The following is a 16,987-nucleotide window of genomic DNA, read 5'->3' on the forward strand; positions in this document are numbered from 1 at the left end:
GCGTATCTCAGCGCTTGGAGAAACAGGTCTGGGATGAACTCAAGCCGTTGGAATTTCCTCGGACTGTTTTTCAACGATTGCGAAAAGGCCCCTTTGAGGGGCCAGCAAGTGACACTCCCCCGGCTATGCGGGGGGAGTGTTATGAAATCAAATCTCGTGCCCCTTGCGGGAAAACTTTGAGTCAATCAAACGCAGAAATTCCAGTGGGTGGGGACAGAGTTTTTCTGTAACGACCATGAGGCTGACAAGCAATAACGCCATTTTCCGCCGAACCAATACGATTGCAACGATGCTCTGGTTGAGCGTGTGTGGATTGGTGCCTGCGCCACTTCTGGCCGCATCTTTCGGAGAGGTGCTCGAGCGTTCGATGTCCGGTGATCGGGCGCGTTCGGCGGATGGGGCGTCGGATCGGAGCGAGCAGAACGGCCAGCCCGAGTTGGATCCGAATGCGCGCCATGCTGTCAGGACAATGCCGAACGCCATGCACCGTCTCAAGGGTTACAGAACCGCGCCTGTGAATGTGCCGGGGCCGGAAGAATGGAATCCATCGGGTCGGGGGATCCGATTTCCGCCGTGTTCCTGTGGTCTTCCCCATCCGCGAGGCCTCGGGACGGGTAGAAAGGAACAACAGGATGGCCGCCCGCCCAACCCTTTGGAATAACGCAGCTCATGAGCGAGATGGCACGGGGCTCCGACTGTTCCGATCGTCTTTTGGCGCATATGGGCAAAACTTACCGCGATGAAATCATGCGCAACCGGCTCGTTCATGGATGTTGATTCACTCTTGGAATATTGAAAATACGATCAGAATGCATTCATAATCGTTGTCAGGCGTTGATTGTCAAATATTCCAGAATAGTCGGATCCCCGTGCCGTGCCGGCTCCTGCGGCATGAACCGGGGAATCATCCGCGTCCCGGTTTGCCCCGGGCCTGGGAGAAGGCCGCGGCCATCGCATTGTCTGCCTTCGGCACGGGTGACGGACGGGCGGCGACCGGACGCGGACGATCCGCTTTCACGGTTGATTGCGTGGTGGCGGGCGTATCCTCCAGCCGCATGGAAAGAGCGATGCGGCGCCTGGGTTTGTCCACCTCCACCACCCGCACCTTGACCACCGCGCCAGCCTTGACCACATTGTGCGGATCTTTCACGAACTGGTGCGCCATGGCCGAAATGTGCACCAGCCCATCCTGATGCACCCCGATATCCACGAACGCTCCGAAGTTGGTCACGTTGCTGACCACACCTTCCAGGATCATGCCCGGTTGCAGATCCTCCAGACTCTCCACCCCTTCGCGGAAGGTGGCGGTGCGGAACTCCGGGCGGGGATCCCGGCCCGGCTTCTCCAACTCGGCCAGAATGTCCTTGACCGTGGGCTCGCCGATGCGTTCATTCACGAAATCCCGGGGGGAAAGCTCTTTGAGCAGCGTGTGATTGCCGATCAACCGATCGATCGTCACTCCAACCCGGTGCAGAATCCGCTCCACCACCGGATAGGACTCCGGATGCACCGCCGAGGCATCCAGCGGTGTCGCGCCGTTGCGGATACGCAGAAAACCCGCCGCCTGCTCGAAGGCCTTGGGACCGAACCGGCTCACCTTGAGCAGCGACTGCCGGGAAGGGAAAGGGCCATGGAGATCCCGAAAGGAGACGATGTTTTTGGCCAGGGTTTTGTTCAGACCCGAGACCCGCTCCAGCAACGGCGCCGAGGCGGTGTTCACATCCACCCCCACCGCGTTCACCGCATCCTCCACCACGCCGTCCAGCGCTTCTGCCAGACGCCTGGGCGGCACGTCGTGCTGATATTGGCCCACGCCGATGGCTTTGGGGTCGGTCTTCACCAGCTCGGCCAGGGGATCTTGCAGTCGGCGCGCAATCGAGACCGCCCCGCGCAGCGATACGTCCAACTCCGGCAGTTCCTGGGAGGCGAACTCCGAGGCCGAATAGACCGATGCGCCCGCCTCGTTGACCACCACGCCCCGCAAACCCAGATCCGGCATGGTCCGGCCCAACTCGGTCACCAGCTTTTCCGTCTCCCGGGAGGCGGTGCCGTTGCCGATGCTCATCAGCCGGACGCCATGCCGACGGGCCAGCTCCGCCAGTCGCGCCATCGACTCGCGCCACTGGTTGCGCGGCGCATGCGGATGGATCGTATCGGTGGCCACCACCTTGCCGGTGGCATCCACCACCGCCACCTTCACGCCGGTGCGCAAGCCCGGATCCAGACCGATCACCGGCGTCATTCCCGCCGGAGCGGCCAGCAGCACCTCCTTGACGTTCCGGGCAAACACCCGGATCGCCTCTTCGTGGGCACGCTCCTGCGCCTGCTTGAGCAGATCGTTCTCCAGGCGCGGCTTGAACTTCTTGCGCCAGGTCTGCCGTAGCGTCTCCTCCATCCAGCCATCGCCCGGGCCTTCCCGGTTGACGAGCCGGAAATGGCTGCGGATGGCAGACACGCAGGTGACCGCCTCACCCAGGGCGTCGTCCAACTCCTCCGGATGATCCAGGGAGAGGCGCAAAATGCCCTCCTCCTGGCCGCGCAGCATGGCCAGCAGCCGATGGCCGGGCAGCTTTTTCAAGGCTTCGCCCGAGGCGAAATAATCCGCAAACTTGGCGCCCTTTTCCTCCTGTCCCTTGACCACCCTGGACCCCAGGATCCCCTGTTCCAGAAATTGCGCCCGCAGCCGCCCGGTCAACTCCGGGGATTCGGCAAAACGCTCCATCAGGATCTCCCGCGCTCCATCCAGAGCCGCCTGAACATCGGCCACCTTCTTCTCCGGATCGACAAAAGCAACGGCCAGAGCCTCCGGTGGCTGGCTGGGATCCTTCAGCAGTCGATCGGCCAGCGGCTTCAGACCCGCTTCCAGGGCCTGTGCCGCCTTGGTGTGGCGCTTGGGACGGAACGGCAGATAGAGATCTTCCAGCCGGGTGCGCGTATCGGCGGCCAGAATCGCCTGTTCCACCTCCGGGGTGAGTTTGTCCTGTTCGCGGATGCTGTTGAGCACCGACTCGCGGCGTGCTTCCAGATCCCGCAATTGAGCGAGACGTTCATGCAACTGACGCAAATGGGTATCGGTCAGGCCGTGGGTGGCCTCCTTGCGATAGCGGGCGATGAAGGGCACTGTGGCCCCCTCATCCAGCAGGACAATGGCGGCGGCAACCTGGAACTCCCCAACGCCCAGTTCCTCGGCAATCCGTTGCGAGATGGTTTTCATGGTAGGGGTTTCCTCATCGCCAATTTTTCACGCTCATCCAATCCGAGGCAGCCCTTCTCAGCCATGCACTTCAGGGCTCCCGACATCTGATTGACTATATATCAATTTGCAGGGTGGAAAACAGTCACCTTCTGTCCTGTGTTGAAAAGTCATGGAGAAGTCTTGCTACTCCTGTCGCTTTACGCCAAACCATGCGGCGTAGAGGGCAGGGAGGAAGACCAGGGTCAGGGCGGTGGCCACCACCAGGCCGCCCATGATCGAAATGGCCATCGGGCCCCAGAAGATGCTCCGGGTGAGGGGGATCATGGCCAGGATCGCGGCGGCGGCGGTGAGGATCACCGGGCGGGCGCGGCGCACCGTGGCTTCGATGATCGCCCGCCACGGATCCAGGCCCGCCTCGATTTCGTGCTGGATCTGATCCACCAGGATCACCGAATTGCGCATGATCATCCCGCCCAGCGCGATCACGCCGAGCAACGCCACGAAACCGAACGGCGCCTGAAACAAAAGCAACGCCGGCACCACGCCGATCAATCCCAACGGCGCGGTCAGAAACACCATCCCCATGCGCGAAAAGCTCTGCAACTGCATCATCAAAAAGAACAGCATCACCAGAAACATCACCGGAAACAGGGCGAACAGGGCGCGGTTGGCCTTTTCGCTCTCTTCGATCGCGCCCCCCTGTTCGATCCGATAGCCGGGCGGCAGGGAGTCCCGAATCGCTTGCAGGGTTGGCCAGATCCGCTCCGTGGCGTGGGGGGCCTGCACCCCGTCGATGACATCGGCGCGCACCGAGACCGCCATGGCGCGGTTCCAGCGCCACAACACCGGCTCCTCGAAGCCCGGCTCGATGGCGGCCAGATGCGACAACGGCACCAGATCCCCGGAGCGGGCCGGCAAGGGCAGATCCTCGAGCTGGTCGATGGCCTGCCGTTCGGCGGCTTCGGCGCGCACCACCACCTCGGTCAGCGTCTCCCCATGCCGCAGCTGGGCCACCGGCACGCCGGAAAAGAGCAGTTGCAGCGCGTTGCTCACATCCGTCGAGGCGATGCCCAGCTGGCGCGCCTTCTCCTGATCGACGCGGATCTTCTGAACCCGCACCTGATCGTTCCAGTTGAGCTGGGTATCGCGCACCAGGGGGCTTGCGCGCACCTGATCGCGCACCCGCGCGGCGATCCGTTTCACCTCGCCCGGATCCGGTCCGATCACCCGGAACTGCACCGGAAAGCCCACCGGCGGACCGAATTCGAGTCGGGTCACCCGCCCGCGCGCTTCGGGGAAGGCCTCTTCCTTGTCGAACAGTGCCATCAACTCGGTTCGAATCCGCTCCCGCGCTTCGCTGCCGGTGGTCATGAGCACGAACTGGGCATAGCCGGGATTGGGCAGTTCCGGCTCCAGCGACAGATAGAAACGGGGCGATCCGGCCCCCAGATAGGCGGTGAAGTAGGGGATATCCGGGGTGTTTTTCAGAATGTTTTCCATTCTGAACACCAGCGCCTCGGTAGCGGCCATGGAGGAGCCCTCCTTCAGGCGCAGCTCGACGAGCAGTTCCGGGCGCGCGGCGGTCGGGAAGAACTGCTGCTGCACCTGTCCCATGCCGGCTCCGGCGGCCAGGAACAGGAGCAGGGTGGCCAGGAGGATTTTTTTTCGATGGGTCAGGCAAAGATCGAGCAGGCGGCGCAGCCGGTCATGGAGGGGAGAGGCATGGGGGTCGGCGTGGGTGGCTCCGGGCTTGATTTTCGGGAGCAACAGCACGCCGAGATAGGGGGTGAACAGCACCGCCACCAGCCACGAGGCGAGCAGGGCCACGCCGACGATCCAGAAAATGCCGCAGGCGTACTCCCCGGCGATGGATTGGGCGAAGCCCACCGGCAGAAAACCGGCCACCGTGACCAGGGTTCCGGTGAGCATCGGAAAGGCGGTCGAGGTGTAGGCGAAGCTGGCGGCCCGCTCCCGTTCCCACCCCTGTTCCATCTTTACCACCATCATCTCCACGGCGATGATGGCATCATCCACCAGCAATCCCAGCGCGATGATCAACGAGCCCAACGAGATGCGGTCCAGATTCCAGTCAAAGGCGTGCATCACCACCAGCACCATGCCGAGCACCAGCGGAACCGACGCGGCCACCACGATTCCGGCACCCCGTCCCAGGGCGAAAAACGACACCGCCAGCACGATGGCCAGGGCCTCCAGAAACGATTTTTCGAACTCCCAGATCGATTCGGCCACCACCCGCGGTTGATCGGCGTATTTTTCCAGGGTGACCCCTGCCGGCAGTCCGGCCTGGATCGATGCCATGCGGGCATCGATCCGTTGGCCCAGATCGAGGATGTTGGCATGGCGGTTCATGGTGATGGCGATCACCACCACCTGACGGGCGTTGTGGCGGATCACGAACGATGGCGGATCCTCGTAACCGGGTTTGATTTCGGCGATATCCTTCAGGCGCAGCAGATGCCCCCCGGCCTCGATGGGGATCTCGCCGATGTCGGTTGCGTCGCGCGCCACCCCATCGACCCGCATGAAGAGCCGATCCCCCGGAGTCTCGGCAAAGCCCGAGGGATTCAACTGGTTCTGGCGTTTCAGGGTGTCGATGAGCGTTTGGGGAGAGATCCCCAGTCCGGCCAGCTTGCGGCTGGAGATCTCCACGAAGATCTTTTCCGGCTGGGTGCCGAGCACATGCACCTTGTTCACCTCGGCAATGGACTGGATCTCGCGTTGCACCCCCTCGGCCAGCTCGCGCAGTTCGGTCAGGCTCAACCCGTCGCCGTGCAGGGCGTGCAGGGAGAGGTAGACATCGTTGTATTCGTCGTTGAAAAAAGGTCCGAGCACCCCTTCCGGGAACTCCTGGCGGGCATCGTTGATTTTTTTGCGTGCCTGATACCAGGTTTCGTCGAGCCGCGCCTTGGTCATGCGACCGCTCATGCGCAGGCTCAACGCTCCGTAGCCGGGTCGGGAGAAGGTCTTGATGAAATCATACCCCTCCAGCTCGCGCAGTTTGCGCTCCAGCCGGTTCATCACCTGGTCCTGGACCTCCCGTGTCGTGGCGCCGGGCCAGACCATGCTGGCGGTCATCATCGGCACGTTGAAGATCGGATCCTCGGCCCGTCCCAGCCGCAGGTAGGAGAAGACCCCGGTCAGAAGGGTCGCCAGGATCAGGAACAGCACCATCGAACGGTGGGTCACCGCCCAGGTGGAGAGGTTGAATTCGCGTTCGTTCACGACCGTTTCCCGTCGTTGGCCGTGGTGGAGACGGGCAGGGGACGCTCGATGGGTGAAATGACCAGACCGGCGTCGAGTTTTTGCGCGCCGATGGTCACCACCCGTTCGCCGGGTCGCACCCCCTCGATCCAGACCCCATCCGCCGCGTGGCCGATCACCCGTACCGGTCGCGCCACCAGTTTCGACGGACTCCCCTCGACCAGCCAGACGAACGGGGGGCCATGATCCTGGACCAGGGCGGCGGCGGGCAGGTGGATACCCGGGCTGGCGTCGTGCGCGGCAAGATGCAGTCGGGCGCTCATGCCGAGTCGGATCGTGTCCGGCTTGAGCGCCGCGTCGGGCAGGGCATAGCGGGCGCGGAAGGTGCGGCTGGGAAAGGTGGCCATCGGCGCCAGCTCCCGCAGCGTGACCGGAAGCTGTTTGTCGGTTTCATCGGCGATCTGGACCGAGGCATCGTGTCCCTCCAGACCGTTCACCAGGGATTCGGGCAGATCCACCACGATCTCCAGCCGGGTCGGATCGGCCAGGCTGACCAGCGACTGGCCCGCCGCCACCACCTGACCCACCTCGAAGCGCAGCGCGGTGATCACCCCGTTCCCCTCCGCGACCAGATTGGCATGATCCAGGGCGTTGCCCGCCAGATCGAGTTGGCTTTTGGCCTGGGCCAGACGGGCGGCGGCGGCATCGGCACGCGCCTTCTGGCGTTCGTGGTCGGCCTCGGAGACGGTGTTTTCGCTCAGCAGTTTCCGAAACCGGGCCTCGTCCCGCGCCGCCTGTTGGGCATCCACCCGGGCGGCGCGCCACTGCTCTTCGGCGGCGCGCCTGGTGAGGGTCGGATCCAGCGGATCGAGCCGCGCCAGGGTTTGACCCTTCACCACCCGATCCCCCACCTCGACCTCGCGGGTGAGGATCTTGCCGTGGATGCGGAAGGAGAGTTCGGTTTCGTGACGGGCGCGCACCGTCCCGGTGAAGCGGCGTTCACGGGGGTGGTCGGTGGCCTGGATCATGGCGACGTAGACCGGTTTGGGGGCGGCTGTGCCGGTGCGCTCCTCCTGGCAGCCGGACAGGGGGAGGGCGATCAGCGGCGCGATCAGCCAGGGTGCATGGCGGTAGAGGGTCATCGAGCGGTGTCCGGCGGTGATCAGACAAGCCAATACGAGAGCGTTCAGGGTGAGAGTCTAGCAGGATTTACTGTACGGTCAAGTAAACTATTAAGCCAAAGCTTCGGGACGGGGTGCGATCAACCGTCTGGACGGCAGGCGCGCAGGAACAGGGCAACATTGGCCTGAATGCGCGTTTGGTTGGCTTCCGGGGTACATCGGCCCAGATCGAGTTGGGCCTGGATGTGCTCCAGCCCATGAAACAGGGCGAGAAACTGATTGGCCGCCAGAAAAGGGTCGTGGATGGCCAGGGTTCCGGCCTCGGCGGCGGCGGTCATGTAGGCGGACACCTGATGGACCAGTTGCAGCGGTCCGTGGTCGAAGAAGGCCTGGCAGGCGTTGGATTGTTGTCCGGCGGCGGCCATCATCAGCCGGAAGGAGGCGAGCACGGAATCGAGTTCGATGAGGTTGACGAACTGTTCGGCGATGTGCTGGAGGGCGATTTCCGGGTGGAGCGGATCGAGGGAGCCGGGGGGCATGGCCGCGAACATCGCTTCGATGTGCTGGTCCACCACGGCCTCGAAGAGCGCCTGTTTGGTGGGGAAGTAGCGGTAGATGGTGACCTTGGAGATGCCGGAGGCCGCGGCGACTGCGTTCATGCTGGTGCGCTCGTAACCGAGGCGACAGAACTGTTCCGCCGCAGCCTCCAGGATGCGGCGCGGACGATCCGGGTCACGGGGTCGTCCGCGCGGCGCGGGAGGCCTCTCCGGCAAGGTCATCCGGCGTTGTCCGGCAGCGCCAGACGGCTGAAATCGGCCAGATGCGAGAAACCGGCACGGATGGCGCCCAGCAGGGCCAGGCGATTGCGTCGCACGGCGGCATCCGGATCCATCACCAGCAGCGCATCGAAGAAGCGGTCGATCGATCCGCGCAAGCCGGCCAGGTTCTCCAATGCTGCGTCGTATTGCCGTCCGGCCAACAGGGGTGCGATCGCTTCGGTCACGCGGGTCACCTCGGCGTGCAGGGCCGATTCGGCCTCTTCGCGCAGGGCGGCGGGCGTTACGGCATGGCCTTTTTCTTCTGCCGGGGCCTTGCCGAGGATGTTGGCGATCCGTTTGTTGGCCGCGACCAGGGCCGGGAACGATTCGCGCGTCTTGAATGCCCGCAGCGCCTCGATGCGGGCCACGACATCGGTCAGATCATCCAGACGCAACACCTCCACCGCCTCGATCAGATCCGGGGCGAAGTCTCGTTTCAGGTGGCCCTCCAGGCGACCGTGGATGAACTCGAGAAGCTCCTGGGCCGTGGTTGCGGCATTCCGTTCCAGCACGCCGGGGGCGAATCCGGCATGGGCCAGTTCCAGCAGCGGACGCAGGGCCACGGCCATCCCCTCCCCATCGAGCAGCATGCGGATTACCCCCAGTGCCGCGCGGCGCAGGGCGAACGGATCCTTGGTGCCGGTGGGGACCAGGCCGATGCCGAAACAGCCCACCAGGGTATCGAGTTTGTCGGCGAGCGACACCAGCCGTCCGAGGCGGGAGGCGGGCAGGTCGTCGCCGGCCCCCTGGGGACGGTAATGTTCCTGGATGGCGCGGGCCACGGGTTCGGATTCGCCGGCGTGGCGGGCATAGTAGCCGCCCATGATCCCCTGCAACTCCGGGAACTCGCCCACCATGCCGGTCACCAGGTCGCACTTGGCCAACAGGGCGGCCCGTTCGGCCAGGGGTTTGGCGTCCGGATCGAGCCGTTCGGCCAGGGCGCCGGCCAACGTGGCGATACGTCGGGCCTTTTCGCCCACGGTGCCCAGACGGGCCTGGAACACCACCTTGTCGAGGGCGGGCAGACGTTCCGGCAACGGGATGTTGCGATCTTCGCGCCAGTAGAAGGCGGCATCCTCAAGGCGGGCGCGGAGCACCCGTTCGTAACCGCGCACCAATACCGACGGATCCGGGGCATCGAGGTTGGCCACGGCCACGAAACAGGGTTTCAGGGCGCCGTCGGGCCCTTGGACCGGGAAGTATTTCTGATGATGTTTCATCGAGGTGGAGAGCACCTCGGGCGGGATCTCCAGATAGATCGGATCAAACCGGCCCAGCATCGGGAGCGGCCATTCGGTGAGGCCGGCGTTCTCCTGGATCAGACCCGCATCGAGCCACGCCTGGCCACCCTCGGCCTCGGCCAGACGGGTCACCCCATCGCGGATCGCGGTGGAACGCGCGTCGAGCGAGAGCATCACCCGGTTGGCGGCGAGGGTGGCGCGGTAGGATGCCTCGTCGGTCACCGTGAACGGACCGGGGGCCATGAAGCGGTGTCCGCGGGTCTGATTTCCGGCCATCACGCTCTCCGAGGCGCGCGCCTCGAGCACCTGGCCATCGAGAAGAACCACCATCCAGCGGATCGGGCGCACGAAGCGGGTCTGACCGCTTCCCCAGCGCATGGATTTGGGCCACGGAAAGGCGGCGAGGATGCCGGCCATGAGTTTCGGCAGGATCCCGGTGGCCGGACTGCCCGCCTGGCGGATGGTATAGGCCAGGTAGGCGCCTTTGGGGGTTTGGAGCCGTTCGAGATCCGCCACCGTCGCGCCGCAGGATTGGGCAAACCCCTCGGTCGCCTTGGTCGGGTTGCCCTGGGCATCGAAGGCCCGTTCCAGGGCCGGGCCGCGTTTGGTCTCCTCGCGATCGGCCTGACGGGCGGCGATGCCGGTGACCGCCAGGGCCAGACGCCGCGGCGTGCCGTCGCACCATGCCAGACGGGTGGCGCCGTCGGTGAGACCGGCCTCGTTCAGGGCGGCCATGGTCGCTTCCCCGAAATGGCGGATCGCCTCGCCCAGCATGCGCGCCGGGATCTCCTCGCAGCCGATTTCCCACAACAGATCGCTCATGACCGTCCTCCCTGCTTGATGAGCGGGTAACCCAGGGCGGCCCGCTGCGCCGCGAATCCCTCCGCCGTCACCTTGGCCATGGCGCGCACCCGTCCGATGAAGCGGGCCCGTTCCGTGACGCTGATCGCGCCGCGCGCGTCCAGAAGGTTGAAGACATGCGAACCGTGAATCACCTGTTCATAGGCCGGACCGGGCAGCTCCCTGGCGGCGAGTGACAACGCCTCGGTTTCGAACATGTCGAAGAGCTTGAACAGGTTCTCGGTGTTGGCGGCCTTGAAGTTGTATCCCGAGAAGTCGCGTTCCTCCTGCTGGTGCACATCGCCGTAGGTGATGCCCGGCGCCCAGGTCAGGTCATAGACGTTCTCTTTGCCCTGGATGTACATGGCCAACCGTTCCAGGCCGTAGGTCAACTCGCCGGAGATCAACGGCAGATCGATGCCACCCACCTGCTGAAAATAGGTGAACTGGGTCACCTCCATGCCGTCGAGCCACACCTCCCAGCCCAGCCCCCAGGCGCCGAGGGTCGGGCTTTCCCAGTCGTCCTCCACGAAGCGGATGTCGTGGGCGCGCGGATCGATGCCGATGGCGGCCAGGGAGTCCAGGTACAGATCCTGGATGTCGTCCGGGGAGGGCTTGAGGATCACCTGAAACTGGTAGTAACGTTGCAACCGGTTGGGATTTTCGCCGTAGCGGCCATCCGTGGGGCGTCGCGACGGCTGCACATAGGCGACGTTCCACGGCTCCGGTCCCAGGGAGCGCAGGAAAGTGGCCGGATGAAAGGTGCCGGCGCCCATCTCCATGTCGTGCGGTTGCAGGATCACGCAGCCCCGGTTCGACCAGTAGGTCTGCAACGAGAGAATGAGGTCTTGGAAAGTCACGGTCCACTCCTTGTGGCGCATCCCAAAATGCGGGATGATGAACATAAAATGAGATGGTGAGGTATGTAACGCTTTCGCGTCGTTCTCTTCAAGGAGTTTTCGTCAAAATCATGTCCGTATTCGGCCTGACGATTCTGATTGCCCTGCTGATCGGCTTTCTGGCCGATACCCTGGTGGTTCTGGTCGATTTGCGCGCCACGCCGGCCAGGCCGCCCGAGAAAGTGTCCGGGTTCATCGATGACGCGGTGTGGGAAAAAAGCATGGCTTATGCCCGCGCCAAGGCGTGGCTCGACATCGTGGCCTCGGGGAGCAAGCTGGTCGCGCTGCTTTTGTGGTGGTTTCTGGGCGGATTCGCGTGGCTGGACCGCATGGTCGCCTCGTGGAAACTCGGCGAGATCGCCTCGGGGGTGCTGTATGTGGCCATTCTGCTCGTGGCCTTCAAGCTCTTCTCCCAACCTTTCAAGATCTACCACACCTTTGTGCTCGAGGCCCGCTTCGGCTTCAACCGCACCTCCTGGAACACCTTCATCGACGATCGCGCCAAGGGACTGCTGCTCTCCCTGGTGATCGGCGGGCCGCTGTTGGTCACGGTTCTGGTCTGCTTCCACTACTGGAAAGCGTGGGCCTGGCTCTACTGCTGGTTGATCGCCACCTTTTTCCTCATCCTGATCCAATACATCGCGCCAGCCGTGCTGATGCCTCTGTTCAACCGCTACACTCCGCTCCCGGAGGGTTCTCTCAAACGGGCCATCGAAGCCTGTCTGGAGAAGGCCGGGGTGAAGTTCTCCGGCATTTTCACCGTGGACGGCTCGCGCCGCTCGACCCGCGCCAATGCCTTCGTGACGGGTTTGGGCGCGCAACGCCGGGTGGTGCTCTACGATACCCTGCTCTTGCGCCAGCCTGAACCCGAGGTGGTCGCGGTGCTTGCCCATGAGATCGGTCATCTGGTCCTGGACCATCTGCGCCGGGTGACCCTGATCACCATCCCCTATCTGGGGTTGATGTGCGGTCTGCTCTCCCTTGCCATGCAACAGCCCGATCTGCATCGGGATTTTTTCATGGAGCGGGTGACTCTGCACGGAGGGTTCGTGTTTTTCGTGTTGCTGGCCGTGCCGGTGGACGTGATCACCGGACCGTTTTTCAAAAGGATCTCTCGCGCGCACGAGTTGGCCGCGGATCGTTTCGCCGCCACCACCCTGGAGCGGCCCGAGGCCCTGGCTTCGGCCCTCAAACAGCTCGCCGTCGCCAACCTGACCCAGGTGAATCCCCATCCGTGGCGGGTGTTTCTTCATCACGCCCACCCTGCCATTCTGACGCGCATCGCGGCAATCGAGGCGCTCCAGGATCCGGAAAAAGGGTGAAAGTTCCTGTTGATGACTGCTTTTTCTGGTCATGGCCCGTTTTTTGTGCAATAATAACGAGAAAATGGTTTCAGGTGCGACCTGACTGCAAGATGGGGGGCGTATTCGCTGATCCTGACGCTGGTTCCATCCCAACATCGAGGAGCTTTAATCAATGATGGATAACGACGAGGAAAGGAAAGAAGACGTGAGCGACAAGGAATCCCACGAATCCAAGGAGTCGAAGGAGGCCAAGGAGCCCAAGGAGCCCAAGGAGGCCAAAGAGCCCAAAGAGCCCAAGGAGGCCAAAGAGCCCAAGGAGGCCAAGGGCGATGGCGCGGTGACTCTGGAGAATACCAAGATTCCGAAGAAAAAAATGGCCAAGATGAGCGAGGAGCTCTATCTCAAGGAGTTGGCCAAGCTGCATGTGGAACTGGTGAAGCTCCAGGAGTGGATCCGGGTGAAGGGTCTGAAGGTGGTGGTGCTGTTCGAGGGTCGCGACGCGGCGGGCAAGGGCGGCGTGATCAAGCGGATCACCGAGCCGTTGAGTCCGCGTATCGTCAAGGTGGTGGCGCTGGGCACCCCCACCGAGCGCGAAAAAAGCCAGTGGTACTTCCAACGCTATGTGCCGCATCTGCCGGCGGCGGGTGAGATGGTGCTCTTCGATCGCAGCTGGTACAACCGTGCCGGCGTGGAGCGGGTGATGGGCTTCTGCACCGAGGATGAATATCAGGAGTTTTTGCGCTCCTGCCCGGAGTTCGAGCGCATGCTGGTCCGTTCCGGGATCATCCTGATCAAGTATTGGTTTTCGGTGAGCGACAAGGAGCAGGAGAAGCGTTTCCTGAGCCGTACCCAGGATCCCACCAAGCAGTGGAAGGTGAGCCCCATGGATCTGGAGTCGCGCATGCGCTGGGAGGACTACTCCCGCGCCAAGGATGCGATGTTCGCCTACACCGACATCAAGCAGGTGCCCTGGAACGTGGTGGATGCCGACATCAAGCCCCACGCCCGGCTCAACTGCATCAGCCACCTGTTGAGCCAGATCCCCTACGAGGATCTGCTCACCACCAAGGATCCGATGAAGCTGCCGCCGCGTAAGAAGTCCACCGGCTACATCCGTCCGCCCATCGACGAGCAGACCTGGGTGCCTTACAAGTATCACGGTTGATCCAAACCGGGACGGAGAGGCGAAAAATGGAACCGGGGGAGCGATCCCCCGGTTTTTTTTATCTTATTTTCAGGTGGGTCGTTCCGGGCGGGGAGAATCGTGGCGGAGAATGTGGAAGCGGTTGGCGTGCAATTTGCTTGGGAATGGTGCAGCACTCCCAGGATTCTGCTTTTGGGGGTCAATGTTTCGTCTTCTTGAAGAGGGAAAAGGCATCCCATGGACCGTCATGACCCCGTGTTATCCAAGGAATCACCGGCCAGTTCACGCCAGACCGCGGCCATCATCGCCCGGCGGGCGGGATTGATCCTGCTCGGTTGCCTTCTGCTCGCGGCGTGTGAACCAGCCAGTCGCATCAAGCAGTCCAGGGATCACTTCCTGCAACCCACCAATCCCGAGGTGGAGATCTCCGCGGCGCCGGCCCAGGGCAAAAAGGACGCCCCGCTGGCGGCGATGACCGAATCGGCTTCGCCGGAGGAGGTGTATACCATCACCGTCACGGAAATGCCGGTGAAGGATCTGCTCTTCGCCCTGGCCCGCGACGCCAACAAGAACATCGACGTCTATCCGGGCATCCAGGGCCGCGTGACCCTGAGCGCCATCGATCAGCCGTTGAGCAAGATTCTCGACCGGGTGGCCCGACAGGTGGCGATCCGTTACGAGATTCAGGATAAAACCATCGTCGTCACCCCGGATCTGCCCTATCTGAAGGTCTATCAGGTCGATTATCTGGGCGTCGAGCGGACGATGGACAGCACCAACAAGATCTCCTCGAATCTGACGACCACCAAAGCCAATGCGCTCACCAACCCGATGGCGGCCACGGACAACAACCAGTCCAACAGCACCCTGACCACCAAGTCCAGCAGCTCGTTCTGGAAAACCGTTACCCAGAATATCCAGGCGATTCTCGGCGCGGACGTGGGCATCGAGTTTCTCAACAACCAGGATCAGCAGGGCGGTCTGCCCGGTGCGCCGGGTCTGGGGCAAGCGGGTGGGGGCGTGGGTGGGCCCTCGGGTTTGAGCGCGGCTGTGGCTGGATTGCCGCCCGGTGGCGGCCTGGGTGCCCAGCCGATCCCGCAGGGACTGCCGGGTCTGGCGAAAAGGGAGACTCAGAACCAATCCATGAAGCCGGGTCTGGTGTCGGTGAACACCGAGGCGGGGGTGATGAGCATCGTGGCCACCTCGCAACAGCACGAGCGCATCCAGGAGTATCTGGACAGCGTGCTGGAGAATGTCCATCGTCAGGTGCTCATCGAATCCACGGTCGTGGAGGTGGAGTTGAACGACCGCTTCCAGGAGGGCGTGGACTGGAACATCATCTTCAACCGTTCGGCTGGGGTGGTGCTCAAGAGCGCCTTCACCGATGCGGCGGCGGCGGCGGCTGGGAGCGCGGTGAATTATTTCACCCTGGGCCATACCGGCGGTCCGAACGGCAATCCCGCGACCGATCAGGGCCCGGTGAATGCCACGATCAAGCTGTTGGAGAACTTCGGCAATGCCAAAATTTTGTCGAGTCCCAAGATCATGGCGCTCAACAATCAGCCGGCGGTGTTGAAAGTGGTCAAGAACAAGGTGTTCTTCACCCTGAAATCCAGCACCGCGTCCCGGGATGTCAGTTCTTCCGGCACCAACAACAACAATACCGGCACCGTGGCCACGCAACCGGTCTTCGACACGGAAATCCACACCGTGCCCGTGGGTCTGGTGATGACCGTCACCCCGCAGATCTCCAAGGAGGGGATCGTGAGTCTCAACGTGCGTCCGACGATTTCGCGGATCAGCCGCTGGGTCAACGATCCCAACCCGGCCCTGGTCAAGAACAATGCGCAGACCAATCTGCCGGACAACATCTCCAACCCCATCCCCGAGATCGAGGTCAAGGAGATGGAGACCATGATGCGTATTCACAGCGGTCAGGTGGCGGTGATGGGTGGTTTGATGCAGGACTCGATCAGCAACGCCACCGAAGGGATTCCAACCGTGTCGCGTCTGCCGATGGGCATCGGCTCCCTGTTCGGTCACAAGGACGAGGGGGTGAGCAAGAGCGAGCTGGTGATCTTCCTGCGTCCGGTGGTGATGACCCACGGCAGACCGCGCGAGACGGTCGCCGAGCGATCCCGGGAGATGATGCGCGAGCCGCCGCAATCCCAGGCGGCGCCATCCCAGCCGGCCCCAGCGGCCAAACCCGCCGGGTCTGAAAACGGCGGCGACGGCAGGAACAAGGCGGACAAACAGGCCAATCAGGCCGGGGACAAGAAAAACACCGCGGTGGCCAAGCCCTCCGTGACCTCGGAAACCATCGAATCTTCGACCAGGAGCGGCTCTGCGGACGCCGGTGGTCCGGGTGCCGCGCCCGCCAAGGCGGCTGCGAATCCCGAAGCGCCCAAGGCTGCGGTTCAAACCCCGCCCGCCCCGGAGAAGGCGCCGGCTCCGGTGGCTCAGACCCCCGCAACCCCGGCCCCTGCCGCGCCGGCTCCGGTGGCTCAGGCCCCTGCCGCGCCGGCTCCGGTGGCTCAGGCCCCCGCAACCCCGGCCCCTGCCGCCCCGGCTCCGGAGAAGGCTCCGTCTCCGGTGGCTCAGGCCCCCGCAACCCCAGCCCCTGCCGCGCCGGCTTCGGCCCCCGCTGCGCCGGCTTCGGCCCCCGCTGCGCCGGCTCCGGTGGCTCAGGCCCCCGCCGCCGAGGGGCAGCGCGCCAAGAGCGGATCCCAGGAAGCTCCGGCGGCCCAGCCCAAGGGTGGCGCCTCCGCCAATGCCCTGGCGGTGGGGAGCAGCTATCTGGATTTCACCAACGCGCCGGGTCAGAACGGCGGTGCGGCAGCGGGTGGTTTTCCGATGTTCCCCTCCGCGCCCCCCTCGAATCGCGCCTTTCCGGTGCGGGATGCGGATGCCCCAGCCGGTCAGGCGGGTCAGGCGTCGGGACCGGAGGCTGCGTTGAATCCCCGCACCGAATCCAGACTGTGACGGTTTGTGATTGGCCGCGACCGATCCGGCGTGAATGCCCAGGCCGTCCCTCGTGGACGGCTTTTTTTTGAGCGATCGGTGTGCTGGATTTCGACCCGGCGCGCCATCCGCAGGGGTGGTTGGGGCGCGCGGGAGGCTGGTTACGATTTTTTACCCGAAATCAATGGGCGTTTTGCTAAAATCGGGTATACTGTGCATCATTGCTTTTTTTTCGAGGAGT

The 16,987-nt window shown here is 63.6% G+C and carries 10 protein-coding genes; 3 read left to right on the top strand and 7 right to left on the bottom strand.

The genetic code is table 11. The annotated features are described in order from the left end of the window. Nucleotides 1–147: 147 nt before the first annotated feature. From ACOY6C_RS00815 to ACOY6C_RS00845, 7 genes are all read right to left on the bottom strand, one after another. On the bottom strand, nt 148–483 hold the full coding sequence (locus ACOY6C_RS00815; protein ID WP_420903575.1) for a hypothetical protein: 336 nt from the start codon (nt 481–483) through the stop codon (nt 148–150). Between the two features lie 421 nt (nt 484–904). After that, entirely contained in the window at nt 905–3,214 is a 2,310-nt protein-coding gene (locus ACOY6C_RS00820; RefSeq protein WP_420903576.1) for a Tex family protein, read from the bottom strand. Nucleotides 3,215–3,379: 165 nt separating this feature from the next. Further along, nucleotides 3,380–6,439, bottom strand: a complete 3,060-nt coding sequence (locus ACOY6C_RS00825; RefSeq protein WP_420903577.1) for an efflux RND transporter permease subunit — start codon at nt 6,437–6,439, stop codon at nt 3,380–3,382. Beyond that, nucleotides 6,436–7,593 carry an efflux RND transporter periplasmic adaptor subunit gene (locus ACOY6C_RS00830; RefSeq protein WP_420903578.1) on the bottom strand — a complete coding sequence of 386 codons (1,158 nt, stop codon included), beginning with the start codon at nt 7,591–7,593 and terminating at the stop codon, nt 6,436–6,438. Before ACOY6C_RS00830 ends, ACOY6C_RS00825 begins: the two co-directional genes overlap by 4 nt. A gap of 86 nt (nt 7,594–7,679) precedes the next feature. Beyond that, nucleotides 7,680–8,318, bottom strand: a complete 639-nt coding sequence (locus ACOY6C_RS00835) for a TetR/AcrR family transcriptional regulator (protein ID WP_420903579.1) — start codon at nt 8,316–8,318, stop codon at nt 7,680–7,682. After that, entirely contained in the window at nt 8,315–10,420 is a 2,106-nt protein-coding gene (glyS, locus tag ACOY6C_RS00840; RefSeq protein WP_420903580.1) for a glycine--tRNA ligase subunit beta, read from the bottom strand. The genes ACOY6C_RS00835 and glyS overlap by 4 nt, the downstream gene beginning before the upstream one ends. Next, nucleotides 10,417–11,298 (bottom strand): glycine--tRNA ligase subunit alpha, encoded by an 882-nt coding sequence (locus ACOY6C_RS00845; protein ID WP_420903581.1) that lies wholly within the window; start codon nt 11,296–11,298, stop codon nt 10,417–10,419. Before ACOY6C_RS00845 ends, glyS begins: the two co-directional genes overlap by 4 nt. A gap of 110 nt (nt 11,299–11,408) precedes the next feature. On the opposite strand from ACOY6C_RS00845, the gene ACOY6C_RS00850 reads away from it, so the two are divergent. The 3 genes from ACOY6C_RS00850 (at nt 11,409) to mshL (ending at nt 16,767) form a co-directional block, all read left to right on the top strand. Then, nucleotides 11,409–12,659 (top strand): M48 family metallopeptidase, encoded by a 1,251-nt coding sequence (locus ACOY6C_RS00850; RefSeq protein WP_420903582.1) that lies wholly within the window; start codon nt 11,409–11,411, stop codon nt 12,657–12,659. A 157-nt stretch (nt 12,660–12,816) separates the two neighbouring features. After that, nucleotides 12,817–13,806, top strand: coding sequence for a polyphosphate kinase 2 (ppk2, locus tag ACOY6C_RS00855; protein ID WP_420903583.1), 990 nt, complete (start codon nt 12,817–12,819; stop codon nt 13,804–13,806). A gap of 216 nt (nt 13,807–14,022) precedes the next feature. Further along, nucleotides 14,023–16,767, top strand: a complete 2,745-nt coding sequence (gene mshL / locus ACOY6C_RS00860) for a pilus (MSHA type) biogenesis protein MshL (RefSeq protein WP_420903584.1) — start codon at nt 14,023–14,025, stop codon at nt 16,765–16,767. The last annotated feature ends 220 nt before the right edge of the window (nt 16,768–16,987 follow it).

This window comes from Candidatus Magnetaquiglobus chichijimensis (assembly GCF_045865675.1).
Lineage (GTDB): Bacteria > Pseudomonadota > Magnetococcia > Magnetococcales > Magnetaquicoccaceae > Magnetaquiglobus > Magnetaquiglobus chichijimensis.